Origin of the sequence: Pseudomonas marginalis (genome assembly GCF_001645105.1) — a bacterium.
Taxonomy (GTDB): Bacteria; Pseudomonadota; Gammaproteobacteria; order Pseudomonadales; family Pseudomonadaceae; genus Aquipseudomonas; species Aquipseudomonas petroselini.
In genome coordinates this window covers 284,179-295,952 of the sequence record NZ_LKEG01000026.1, presented here as the reverse complement: position 1 = coordinate 295,952, position 11,774 = coordinate 284,179, and the positions used below count along the sequence as shown (strand labels likewise).

Sequence of the window (11,774 nt, the reverse complement as noted above, 5' to 3'; positions counted from 1 at the left end):
GAAATTCGGGGAATAGGTAGCGTCTAGCCAGCGGCCAGTTGCCGCGCCGCGCCAGTGCGCCAGCGGGCCAGGTGTTCGTCGGCGTAGCGCCGCAGGCAGCGCAGCACGGCACTTTCGTGCTGCATGAGGAAGAAGTGGTGACCGTCGAACATGTCCAGGGAAAAGCCACTGGCGGCGTCGAGTTGCCAGTCGAGCAACTGGTCGGCGCGCACGCTGTCCTGTTTGCCGCCGAACACGTGGATCGGCATCTCCAGCGGTGCGCGCTCGCCGTAGGTGAAGCTGCCGCACAGCAGGAAATCGGCGCGCAGGATCGGCAGCATCAACTGCATCAACTCGGGGTTGGCCAGGGCTTCTTCGGCGGTGCCCTGCAGTTCGCGCAGCCGGGCGATGAGTTGTTCGTCAGTCTTTTCGACGGCGTATTCGCTGACGTCACGACGCGCCGGCCCGGCCGTACCGGACGCAAACAGCGCCAGCGGCGCGGGCACACCGCGAGCGCTCAAGGCGTGCGCCAGTTCAAAGGCGAGCAGGCCGCCGAGGCTGTGGCCGAACAACGCGTAGGGACCGTTCAAGTCGCGGCTGATTTCCTCGGCGAGCTGCGCGGCCAAGGCCTTGATATCGCGCTGCAGCGGCTCGTCCATGCGCATGCCGCGGCCGGGCAATTCCAGCGGACACACCTGCAACCACTCAGGCAGGGCACGGCGCCAACGCGCATAGACCATGGCGCTGGCGCCCGAATAGGGGAGGCAGAACAGGCGCAGTCGAGTCGGCGTACTCATCGCGTCACGCCTCCAAACTGAAACACGCTGTATGCACGATAAAAACCCATTTCGTCCTCCTGCGGGTGCGGATCCTTGGCCGTTTGCTAACGGACCTGTCACCCAGAAGAACGGACGGCACCGGCAAATAATTAGTCGCAGGGCAGCGCGAGACGTGGTTCACACCGAACAAGAAAGCATAAGATTAGTTCGCCTTCTCATTTGACAATCATTATCATTAAGCATAATTTGTTGCCCGATGTGTAGGAGGCCTCAGCAAGGACGCCCTCCCCTAACCTCTTTTGCGACAAGGTGATTTCCATGACGGAACAAGTATCCACAGGCAGGTGCGACTCACCGCTTCTCCAGGCATTCGTCGATAATCGGCTGATTCTGGTGAAGATCGCGGCACGCATTACCGGGTGCCGCTCGCGGGCCGAAGACGTAGTGCAGGATGCCTTCTTCCGACTGCAATCGGCGCCGACGATCACGTCATCGTTCAAGGCTCAATTGAGCTATCTGTTCCAGATCGTGCGCAACCTGGCGATTGATCACTACCGCAAACAGGCCCTGGAGCTCAAATACTCCGGAACGGAAGAGGAAGGCTTGAATGTGGTTATTCACGGCGCTTCACCGGAAACCTCGCACATTAATTTCAATACCCTGGAAAACATCGCCGACGCGCTGACCGAACTGCCCCAGCGCACCCGCTACGCGTTCGAGATGTACCGCCTGCACGGCGTGCCGCAAAAGGACATCGCCAAGGAGCTGGGCGTCTCGCCGACCCTGGTGAACTTCATGATCCGTGATGCGCTGGTGCACTGTCGCAAGGTATCGGGCAGCCATAGCGATACGTTTGCGCGCAGGGTTTGATCCCCAGCAGATGAAATGTGCGCCTTATGTGGGAGCTGGCTTGCCTGCGATGCAGGCACCTCGGTTTTTCAGTTGCACCGAGTTGATGCTATCGCAGGCAAGCCAGCTCCCACACAAGCTCGCGCCACACTTTTGATCGGTGTTGTACCTGTCAGGGCACCGCCATCACATCAATGCGATACGGCTCGAAAATCTTCAACATCTCGCCATCGTCACGCAAGTGCTTGAGCAACGCGGCAAACGCCTCCCCCGTGATCGGCGCTTTCGGGCGCAGCAATGCGTAGTGGTGATACACCTGGTCGATGCGTTCCGACACCAGGAACTGCCCGGCCATCTCCGCGTTGCGCACCATAAAGTCACTCAGGTACGAACGGGTCACCAAGGCGATGTCGGCACGCCCGCGCGCGACCATCAGCAGGTTGCTGTCATGGGAGTAGGTCAACGAGGCATTGAAGTGCTCGGCCATGTACTTGGGGTCGGGGTTGAAGTGGGCGAAGGCGTAGTGATAACCGCTGAACACCGCCAGGCGTTTGCCGTTGAGGTCAGCGAAATAGCCTTGGTCGCGACCGGACGCACGCTGGGCGACAAAGATTTCCGCGTCTTCCAGGCCCATGTCGACGGTGGTGTGGGGAATCTTCTGCCAGCCCCAGTCAGGGTTTTCGAAGATAGCCATATCAACCCGGCCCTGCTCGAAATCGCGAAAGCGTCGCGGAATGGAGGTGGGCACCAAGACAAATTGGTAGTCGGTTTGCGAGGCGTTCAGGGCCTCGACCAGTTGCGGCAGCAAACCGGTGTCGGCGCCCTGCTCGGGGCGAACGGTGTAGGGAGGGAAATGTGCCGCGCCGATGCGCACTAATTGCGCAGCCGAAGCCGGCATCCACCACGCGGTGCCCAGTGCCCAAAAGGTAAGTCCTGCAGCCAGCCGCCATGGCGAAAACATCAAGGCACACACCGTTCAAAAACACTAATGCCGATAAGCTAGGCGTTTTTGTCTGGCGAGACAACTTTCCATCGGCAAATTAATAGCTTGCGTCTCAATCGGCTTTCAGAACCATCAACAGGGCTTCTTCGGCCAGTTGCTCAAGCGTCAGGCTGCCCTCTGCGCGAAACCAGGTGGTGGTCCAGGACAAGGCGCCGGTGAGGAACCGCCGGGCGATAAACACATCGCCGCGGATATAGCCGGCGTCCTTGGCCTCGCCCAATACTTGCAGCCAGAGCGCCTCATACACATCGCGCAGGGCCAGCACCTGGGCCTGGCCTTCGGCCGAGAGCGAGCGCCACTCGTACACCAGCACTGCCATGGCCTCGCCGCTGCCGCCCATGATCGACTGCAATTCGCAACGGATCAGCGCCAGCACCCGCTCGCGCACGTTGGTCGCCTCTTCCAGCGAAGCGCGCATCATCGCGGTGTTGTAGTGGATGGTTTCTTCCATCACCGCGCGCAGGATCTCGTCCTTGCTCTTGAAGTGATGAAAGATGCTCCCGGACTGAATGCCCACCGCACTGGCCAGGTCGCGCACGGTGGTGCGCTCGAAGCCCTTGTTGCGAAACAGGTGGGCCGCGGTTTGCAGCAGCTTGCCACGGGCACTGTCGGGGTCGGTCAACTGGCCGCCATCGACCATGGTGCGCATCACCCGCAGGGCTTTTTGCTCATCCATGCCTCTCTCCTCTACTTCCACGGACGTCTTGGGCGGCAATTTAGGCCGTGGCAGCCACCCAAGCAAGCGCTTGGCTAAAACTTGTGCGCGGAGTTTACAAACCAAGCGCTTGCTTGGTAGTCTCGCTACCAGCCATTCGAGGAAGGTTTTCTCATGAGCAAGACGGTTCGTATCGGCTGCGCCAGCGCCTTCTGGGGCGACACCTGCACCGCCGCCGCCCAATTGGTACAGGGCGGCGCACTGGATTACCTGGTCTTCGACTACCTGGCGGAAGTCACGATGTCGATTCTCGCCGGGGCGCGCATGAAAGATCCCCAGGCGGGCTATGCCACAGACTTCGTCGACGTGCTTACGCCCTTGCTGGCGGAAATCCAGCGCCAAGGCATTCGCGTGATCAGCAACGCCGGCGGCATCCACCCCCAAGCCTGCGCCGCGGCCTTGCAAGCAGCCTGCGACAAGGCAGGCGTTGCACTGAAAATCGCCGTGCTGCTGGGCGATGACCTGCAGCCCCAACTCAAGCAATTGCCCGGCATCACCGACATGTTCAACGGCACGCCGCTGCCGCCGATGTGCGTGTCCGCCAACGCCTACTTGGGCGCACCGGGCATTACCCAGGCGCTGCAGCTGGGGGCGGATATCGTCATCACCGGCCGGGTGGTGGACAGCGCGGTGGTCAGCGCGGCGCTGGTGCATGAATTCAACTGGTCATGGCAGGACTACGACCGCCTCGCCCAGGCCGCACTGGCCGGGCATATCATCGAATGTGGCGCGCAGTGCACCGGTGGCAACTTCACCGATTGGCGCGACGTGCCGGACTACGAGCACATCGGTTTCCCCATCGTCGAGGTCAGCGCCGACGGCCAGTTCACCGTCAACAAGGTCGACGGCACCGGCGGGTTGATCAGCGAACTCAGCGTGGCCGAACAGTTGCTGTATGAAATCGGCGACCCCCGCGCGTACCTGCTGCCGGATGTGATCTGCGACTTCAGCCAGGTCAAGTTGCAGCAGCAAGGCAAACACTGCGTACGCCTGCACGGCGCCAAGGGCTCGCCGCCGACCGAGCAGTACAAAGTCAGCGCCACGTACCCGGACGGTTTCCGTTGCACCGCCAGTTGCCTGATCGCCGGCATCGATGCGGTGGCCAAGGCCGAACGGGTCAGCCAGGCGATCATCAACAAGACCTCGGAGCTCTTCAGCCAACGCGGCTGGGCGCCTTACACCGAAGTGAACATCGAACTGCTCGGCAGCGAAGCCACCTACGGCGCCCACGCGATGCGCCAGGACTGCCGCGAAGTGGTGGCGAAACTGGCGGTGCGTCACCCGAGCAAACAGGCATTGGTGCTGTTCGCCCGCGAGATTGCCCAGGCCGCCACCGGCATGGCCCCGGGCCTGACCGGCATCGTCGGCGGGCGACCGACGGTGTATCCGTTGATCCGACTGTTTTCTTTCCTGATCGATAAGGCGTCCTGTGACGTGCTGATCGACTTCCAGGGCGAACGCCACGCCTGCGCATTGCCGATGGCCGATGCGCCCACCCTGCCCGACGCGCCGATAGCCCCACCCAAGCCCCAAGGGCGCGCCGACGCCAGCGTGCCGCTGGTGAAACTGGCCGTGGCGCGTTCAGGCGACAAGGGTAACCACAGCAACATCGGCGTGATCGCGCGCGATCCCGACTACCTGCCGTGGATCGCCGAGGCGCTGACCCCGGAAGTCATCGTCGATTGGATGGGCCACGTGCTGGACCCCGTGCACGGCCGCGTCGAGCGCTGGTATTTGCCCGGCAGCCACAGCCTCAATTTCCTGCTGGAAAACGCCTTGGGCGGTGGCGGCATCGCCAGCCTGCGCATCGACCCGCAAGGCAAAGCCTTCGCCCAGCAACTGCTGGACATCCCCATTGCCGTGCCGCAACACATCGCCGATTTTCTCAACTGACAGGAGCGTTGCCGTGGCCTTCGACTCAATCTTCAAAGCCGACCTGTTCCAGGGGCAAACCGTGATGGTCACCGGCGGAGGCAGTGGCATCGGCCGTTGCACTGCGCATGAATTGGCGGCGCTGGGTGCACAGGTGATTCTGGTGGGACGCAAGCCGGAAAAGCTGCAAGCGGTCGCGGCGGAAATCGCTGAAGACGGTGGCATCGCCCATTGGCAGGCCTGCGACATTCGTGATGAAGAAGCAGTGAAGGCACTGGTTGGCCAAGTCCTGAATGACCACGGTCAACTCCATGGTTTGGTGAATAACGCCGGCGGCCAGTACCCCTCGCCACTGGCTTCAATCAACCAGAAAGGCTTCGAAACCGTACTGCGCACCAACCTCGTCGGCGGTTTCCTGGTGGCACGGGAAGTGTTCAACCAATCCATGAGCAAGCACGGCGGCGCCATCGTCAACATGCTCGCCGACATGTGGGGCGGTATGCCCGGCATGGGTCACTCGGGTGCGGCGCGCGCCGGCATGGACAACTTCACCAAGACCGCCGCCTTCGAATGGGGGTATGCCGGCGTGCGGGTCAACGCCGTGGCGCCGGGCTGGATAGCCTCCAGCGGCATGGACACCTACGAAGGCGCGTTCAAGGCAGTGATCCCGACCTTGCGCGAACACGTGCCGCTCAAGCGTATCGGCACGGAGTCGGAAGTCAGCGCGGCCATCGTGTTCCTGCTCAGCCCCGCCGCCGCCTTTATCAGCGGCAGCACCCTGCGCATCGACGGTGCCGCCAGCCTGGGCAGCCGCGCCTGGCCGTTGCACAAGGCGCAGGCGCCGAGTGAGCCCTTCAATGGCTTCCACCGCGCCTACCTGCCGGATGTGCTCAAGGCGGAGCAATAAACCATGCCGGTGATTGAATCCTTGATCGACGCCCACAGCGCCCAGTTCGCGCAAAACCGCGAGGCCATGCTGGCGGCCATCGCCCAGCTGCACCAACTGGAACACAACCTGCTCGCCAAGGCCCAGGAAGCCAAGCCCAAGTTCGACAAGCGCGGCCAACTGCTGCCCCGTGAGCGCCTCAACCTGCTGCTGGACCCCGGCGCGCCGTTCCTGGAACTGGCCAGCCTGGCCGGCTACAAGCTGCACGACGACAAGGACGGCAGCGCCGCCGGCGGTGGGTTGATCGCCGGCATCGGCTACGTCAGCGGCGTGCGCATGCTGGTGGTGGCCAATAACAGCGCGATCAAGGGTGGGACTATTTCCCCTTCCGGCTTGAAAAAATCCCTGCGCCTGCAACAGATCGCCATGGAGAACAAACTGCCGGTGGTGACCCTCGCCGAAAGCGGCGGTGCCAACCTCAACTACGCCGCCGAGATTTTCGTCGAGGGTGCGCGCAGCTTCGCCAACCAGGCGCGCCTGTCGGCCCTGGGCTTGCCGCAAATCACCGTGGTGCATGGCTCGGCCACGGCGGGCGGCGCCTATCAGCCGGGGCTGTCGGATTACGTGGTGGTGGTGCGCGGCCGCGCCAAGCTGTTCCTCGCGGGCCCGCCGCTGCTCAAAGCCGCGACCGGCGAAGTGGCCACCGACGAAGAACTGGGTGGCGCCGAAATGCACGCCCAAACCGCCGGCACCGCCGAATACCTGGCAGAAAATGACGCCGACGGCGTGCGCATCGCCCGTGAGATTGTCAGCCTGCTGCCCTGGAATGATCGCCTGCCGCCGGCGCCCCGACGCGCTTACGCCGAGCCGCTGTACCCCATCGAAGAGCTGCTGGGCCTGATCCCGGATGACCCGAAAAAACCCTACGACGTGCGTGAAATCCTCGCACGCCTGGCCGACGGCTCGCACTTCCTCGAATTCAAGGGCGAGTTCGACGCCCACACCGTGTGCGGCCACCTGCATATCCAGGGGCGTGCCGTCGGGGTGATCGGCAACAACGGCCCCATCACGCCCAAGGGTGCGAGCAAGGCCGCGCAGTTTATCCAACTGTGCGACCAGAGCCGCACGCCGCTGCTGTTCCTGCACAACACCACCGGTTTCATGGTGGGCACCGAGTCGGAGCAACAAGGGGTGATCAAGCACGGCGCGAAGATGATCCAGGCGGTGGCCAATGCACGAGTGCCTAAACTCACGATTGTGGTCGGCGGCTCCTACGGCGCCGGCAATTATGCGATGTGCGGCCGTGGCCTGGACCCACGCTTCATCTTCGCCTGGCCCAACAGCCGCACGGCGGTGATGGGCGGCGCCCAGGCGGGCAAGGTGCTGCGTATCGTCACCGAGGCCAAGCAGTTGAAGGACGGCCTGGTGCCAGATCCCAAGGTGCTGGACATGCTGGAACAGGTCACCGCGCAGAAGCTCGACGGCCAGTCCACTGCGCTGTATGGCAGCGCGAATCTGTGGGACGACGGGCTGATTGATCCACGGGATACGCGGACGTTGCTGGGCTTTGTGCTGGATATCTGCCACGAGGCCGAGGTGCGTGAGTTGCAAGCCAATACCTTCGGTGTAGCGCGTCTCTAAATTTCGCCCGAGACGCTCCGCGTCGCGATAAGGAGAACAATAAAAAATGATCTTTACCCAGGAACACCAGGAACTGCGCCGCACCGTCCGCGCCTTCGTCGATCGCGAGATCAACCCCCACGTCGACGAATGGGAAAAGGCCGGGCGCTTTCCCATCCACGACATTTTCCGCAAGGCCGGCGACCTCGGGCTGCTGGGCATCTCCAAGCCGGAAAAATTCGGCGGCATGGGCCTGGACTACAGCTATTCCATCGTCGCCGCCGAGGAATTCGGCACCGTTCACTGCGGCGGCATTCCCATGTCCATCGGCGTGCAGACCGACATGTGCACCCCCGCCCTCGCCCGCTTCGGCTCCGATGAGTTGCGGGATGAATTCCTGCGTCCGGCCATCAGCGGCGAGCAGGTCGGCTGCATCGGTGTCTCGGAAGCCGGCGCCGGTTCCGACGTGGCCGGGCTGAAAACCCATGCGCGCAAGGACGGCGACGACTATGTGATCAACGGCAGCAAAATGTGGATCACCAACTCACCCAGCGCCGACTTCATCTGCCTGCTGGCCAACACCTCCGACGACAAGCCGCACATCAACAAATCGCTGATCATGGTGCCGATGAACACCCCCGGCATCAGCGTCAGTCCGCCCCTGGAAAAACTCGGCATGCACAGCTCCGAGACCGCCCAGGTGTTCTTCGACGGCGTGCGCGTGCCGCAGCGCAACCGCATCGGTCACGAGGGCGCGGGGTTCATGATGCAAATGCTGCAGTTCCAGGAAGAACGCCTGTTCGGCGCGGCCAACATGATCAAGGGCCTGGAGCATTGCATCGACAGCACCATCGAATACTGCAAGGAGCGCCAGACCTTCGGCAAGGCGCTGATCGACAACCAGGTCATCCACTTTCGCCTGGCCGAACTCTCCACCGAAATCGAATGCCTGCGCGCGCTGGTCTACCAGGCCACCGAGCAATACATCAAAGGCCAGGACGTGACTCGCCTGGCCTCCATGGCCAAGCTCAAGGCCGGGCGCCTGGGCCGAGAAGTCAGCGACAGCTGCCTGCAATACTGGGGCGGCATGGGCTTCATGTGGGACAACCCCGTTGCCCGCGCCTATCGCGATGTGCGCCTGGTCTCGATCGGCGGCGGCGCCGACGAAATCATGCTGGGCATCCTCTGCAAACTGATGGGCACCTTGCCTGGGAAAAAGCCATGAACACCCTATTGCTCGAACCCCATAAAGGCGTGCTGCACATCACCCTCAACCGCCCGGAAAACCGCAATGCGATGAGCCTGGAGATGGTCAACGAACTGCGCACGGTGCTGGCGCAATTGGACAGCCAGGTCCGCGCACTGGTGATCAGCGGGGCCGGCGGGCACTTCTGCGCCGGCGCCGATGTGAAGGACCTGGTCACTGCGGGCAATCAACTCCAGGCGCTGAACCGCGCGTTCGGCACCTTGCTGCAGGAAGTCGAAGCGGTACCGCAAGTCGTGATCGTGGTGCTGCAAGGCGCGGTGCTGGGCGGCGGCTTTGGGCTGGCGTGCGTGAGTGATATCGCCATCGCCGATCACCAGGCGCAATTCGGCCTGCCGGAAACCAGCCTGGGCTTACTGCCGGCGCAAATCGCGCCGTTTGTGGTCAAGCGTATCGGCCTGACCCAAGCTCGCCGCTTGGCGCTGACCGCGGCGCGCTTTGACGGCCTGGAAGCCGAGCGACTGGGCGTCGTGCACTTTACCGAACGCGACCCGCAGGCATTGGCGGAACGGCTGGATGAAGTGTTGGGACAGGTGCTGCGCTGCGCACCGGGCGCGAATGGACGGACCAAATCCCTATTGCTGGCCAGTGTGGATGAACCGCTTGAGGCCGTGCTGGACCGTGGGGCGCAGTGGTTTGCCGAAGCGGTAAGGAGTGAGGAAGGGATTGAGGGGACGCAGGCGTTTGTGCAGAAAAGAAAGCCTCGGTGGTGCAAATGACGCCATCGGGGGCAAGCCCCCTCCCACATTTGTACTGAGTACGCCACAACCACACCGGTCGGCTCTAAGGCCGCGGCGCTTTGCTTTTGATCTGGGAGCGCCCCGTCAAACACGCTGGCCGAACGCAGGCTTGAATCTGCGGCCGTTACCGCAGAAATGGATGTGTACTCGAGGACCGCAACAATGCCGCAGCTCACGAAAATCCTGATCGCCAACCGCGGCGAAATCGCCTGCCGCATCCAACGCACCGCTCAAGCCCTGGGCTACCGCACCGTCGCCGTCTACAGCGAAGCCGACGCCCAGGCCCTGCACGTCCAGATGGCCGACGAAGCCGTCTACATCGGCCCCGCCCCCGTCCAACAGTCCTACCTCAACATCGAAGCCATCCTCAACGCCGCCACACTCACCGGCGCCGACGCCATCCACCCCGGCTACGGCTTCCTCTCCGAAAACCCCGACTTCGCCCGCGCCTGCCAACACGCTAACCTCACCTTCATCGGTCCCAGCGTCGCCGCCATCGAACTGATGGGCAGCAAACGCCTGTCCAAACTCGCCATGCTCGACGCCGGCGTGCCCTGCATCGCCGGCTACCAAGGCAGCGCCCAGGACGACGTCACCCTGCAACAAGAAGCCGAGCGCATCGGCTACCCACTGATGATCAAAGCCAGCGCCGGCGGTGGTGGTCGCGGCATGCGCCTGGTGCACCACGCAAAAGACCTGTTGAACAACCTGCAGACCGCCCGTTCGGAAGCCAAGAACGCCTTCGGCAGCGACGAACTGATCCTCGAACACGCCCTGATCGACCCGCGTCACGTCGAAATCCAGCTGTTCGGCGACAGCCACGGCCACTTGATCTACCTCGGCGAACGCGACTGTTCGATCCAGCGCCGCCATCAGAAAGTCATCGAAGAAGCCCCCTGCCCCATCATGACACCCGAGCTGCGCCTGGCCATGGGCGAAGCCGCCCTGAAGGCCGGACGCGCGGTGAACTACGTCGGCGCCGGCACCGTGGAGTTCCTGCTCGACCGCCACGGCCGGTTCTACTTCCTGGAAATGAACACCCGCCTGCAAGTGGAGCACCCGGTGACCGAGCTGATCACCGGCCTCGACCTGGTGGACTGGCAACTGCAGATCGCCGCCGGCCAACCGCTGCCGCTGACACAGGCGGAGGTCACCCTGAGCGGCCACGCCATGGAAGTGCGCCTGTACGCCGAAGACCCGGCCCAGGGCTTCCTGCCGCAAACCGGCGATGTGCTGCGCTGGGTACCGGCGGCGGGCGTACGCATTGACCACGGTGTCGTAGAAGGCCAACGCATCAGCCCGTTCTATGACCCGATGCTGGGCAAGATCATCGCCCATGGCGCCACCCGCGAAGAGGCGCGCCGCAAGTTGTTGCGGGCGGTGGAAGACACGTTGCTGTTGGGGGTGGCGACCAATCAACGGTTATTGGCCGATCTGCTCAAGCACCCGGAGTTTATCGCGGGTGATTTCAGCACCGGGTTTATCGCACAGCACTTCAGCGAGATCCCGCCCCTGCCCCCATCAGAAGAACACCTTAGTCTGGCCGCCGCGTTGTTTTACGCACACAGCGCGCACCCGCATCCCCCAGCACTGGCAGGCTGGCGCAACACCGCAAACACGCTCTGCACCTACCGCCTGGAGGTCAATGGCGAGATCCACGACGTCAGCGCTGAGCCCCTGCCACTCACTACCGAAGGTGGCTACGCCATAGGGGTGTTCAACGGCATTCGCCGTCGCATGGCCTATCACCTCGACGGTAATCGACTGTGGCTACCCGGCCTGACGGTGACCGACCGCACCCAGCAGGTCGCCAGCCGCCAGGCCGAGGCCAGCAGCGGGACGGTCAAGGCGCCGATGGACGGTGCAATTGTCGATGTGCGGGTCAGCGCCGGTGACAGCGTCACCAAAGGCCAACTGCTGTTGGTGCTCGAAGCGATGAAAATGGAGCACCCACTGACGGCCGGTATCGACGGCGTGATCAAGGGGGTGCAGGTCATTGCGGGTGATCAAGTGCGCAATCGCCAGGTGTTAATCGAGATCGTCTAGCCCTAGGCGGAACTACAGGGC

Annotated in this window: 10 protein-coding genes; 7 read left to right on the top strand and 3 right to left on the bottom strand. The window is 63.1% G+C overall.

Annotated features, from left to right (window positions below; all coding sequences use genetic code 11):
- Positions 1–23: 23 nt before the first annotated feature.
- On the bottom strand, positions 24–776 hold the full coding sequence (locus AO064_RS06375; protein WP_064052749.1) for a thioesterase II family protein: 753 nt from the start codon (positions 774–776) through the stop codon (positions 24–26).
- A 300-nt stretch (positions 777–1,076) separates the two neighbouring features.
- Between AO064_RS06375 and AO064_RS06370 the strand changes: the two genes are divergently transcribed.
- Positions 1,077–1,628 carry an RNA polymerase factor sigma-70 gene (locus AO064_RS06370; RefSeq protein ID WP_064052748.1) on the top strand — a complete coding sequence of 184 codons (552 nt, stop codon included), beginning with the start codon at positions 1,077–1,079 and terminating at the stop codon, positions 1,626–1,628.
- Between the two features lie 151 nt (positions 1,629–1,779).
- Here the strand turns inward: AO064_RS06370 and AO064_RS06365 are convergent, their stop codons facing one another.
- Together AO064_RS06365 and AO064_RS06360 are read right to left on the bottom strand one after the other, a co-directional pair.
- Positions 1,780–2,568 (bottom strand): substrate-binding periplasmic protein, encoded by a 789-nt coding sequence (locus AO064_RS06365; RefSeq protein WP_082893883.1) that lies wholly within the window; start codon positions 2,566–2,568, stop codon positions 1,780–1,782.
- 94 nt (positions 2,569–2,662) lie between these two features.
- The gene (locus tag AO064_RS06360) at positions 2,663–3,286 is read right to left on the bottom strand and encodes a TetR/AcrR family transcriptional regulator (protein WP_064052746.1); all 624 of its coding nucleotides are present in this window, start codon (positions 3,284–3,286) and stop codon (positions 2,663–2,665) included.
- 153 nt (positions 3,287–3,439) lie between these two features.
- Here AO064_RS06360 and AO064_RS06355 point away from each other — a divergent pair, with 153 nt between their 5' ends.
- The 6 genes from AO064_RS06355 (at position 3,440) to AO064_RS06330 (ending at position 11,753) form a co-directional block, all read left to right on the top strand.
- Positions 3,440–5,218, top strand: a complete 1,779-nt coding sequence (locus AO064_RS06355) for an acyclic terpene utilization AtuA family protein (protein WP_064052745.1) — start codon at positions 3,440–3,442, stop codon at positions 5,216–5,218.
- A 13-nt stretch (positions 5,219–5,231) separates the two neighbouring features.
- Positions 5,232–6,104: an SDR family oxidoreductase gene (locus AO064_RS06350; RefSeq protein ID WP_064052744.1), complete on the top strand. Its 873-nt coding sequence runs from the start codon at positions 5,232–5,234 to the stop codon at positions 6,102–6,104.
- Between the two features lie 3 nt (positions 6,105–6,107).
- On the top strand, positions 6,108–7,724 hold the full coding sequence (gene atuC / locus AO064_RS06345; RefSeq protein WP_064052743.1) for a geranyl-CoA carboxylase subunit beta: 1,617 nt from the start codon (positions 6,108–6,110) through the stop codon (positions 7,722–7,724).
- Positions 7,725–7,770: 46 nt separating this feature from the next.
- On the top strand, positions 7,771–8,928 hold the full coding sequence (gene atuD, locus AO064_RS06340) for a citronellyl-CoA dehydrogenase (protein ID WP_064052742.1): 1,158 nt from the start codon (positions 7,771–7,773) through the stop codon (positions 8,926–8,928).
- Positions 8,925–9,686: an enoyl-CoA hydratase/isomerase family protein gene (locus AO064_RS06335; RefSeq protein WP_064052741.1), complete on the top strand. Its 762-nt coding sequence runs from the start codon at positions 8,925–8,927 to the stop codon at positions 9,684–9,686. Before atuD ends, AO064_RS06335 begins: the two co-directional genes overlap by 4 nt.
- Positions 9,687–9,869: 183 nt before the next feature.
- Entirely contained in the window at positions 9,870–11,753 is a 1,884-nt protein-coding gene (locus tag AO064_RS06330; protein ID WP_064052740.1) for an acetyl-CoA carboxylase biotin carboxylase subunit, read from the top strand.
- Positions 11,754–11,774: the final 21 nt, after the last annotated feature.

What these genes read in the sequence shown, in the direction of transcription:
- AO064_RS06375 (WP_064052749.1), bottom strand. Translation starts at nt 776, where the DNA reads ATGAGTACGCCGACTCGACTGCGCCTGTTCTGCCTCCCCTATTCGGGC.
- AO064_RS06370 (WP_064052748.1), top strand. Translation starts at nt 1,077, where the DNA reads ATGACGGAACAAGTATCCACAGGCAGGTGCGACTCACCGCTTCTCCAG.
- AO064_RS06365 (WP_082893883.1), bottom strand. Translation starts at nt 2,568, where the DNA reads ATGTTTTCGCCATGGCGGCTGGCTGCAGGACTTACCTTTTGGGCACTG.
- AO064_RS06360 (WP_064052746.1), bottom strand. Translation starts at nt 3,286, where the DNA reads ATGGATGAGCAAAAAGCCCTGCGGGTGATGCGCACCATGGTCGATGGC.
- AO064_RS06355 (WP_064052745.1), top strand. Translation starts at nt 3,440, where the DNA reads ATGAGCAAGACGGTTCGTATCGGCTGCGCCAGCGCCTTCTGGGGCGAC.
- atuC (WP_064052743.1), top strand. Translation starts at nt 6,108, where the DNA reads ATGCCGGTGATTGAATCCTTGATCGACGCCCACAGCGCCCAGTTCGCG.
- atuD (WP_064052742.1), top strand. Translation starts at nt 7,771, where the DNA reads ATGATCTTTACCCAGGAACACCAGGAACTGCGCCGCACCGTCCGCGCC.
- AO064_RS06335 (WP_064052741.1), top strand. Translation starts at nt 8,925, where the DNA reads ATGAACACCCTATTGCTCGAACCCCATAAAGGCGTGCTGCACATCACC.
- AO064_RS06330 (WP_064052740.1), top strand. Translation starts at nt 9,870, where the DNA reads ATGCCGCAGCTCACGAAAATCCTGATCGCCAACCGCGGCGAAATCGCC.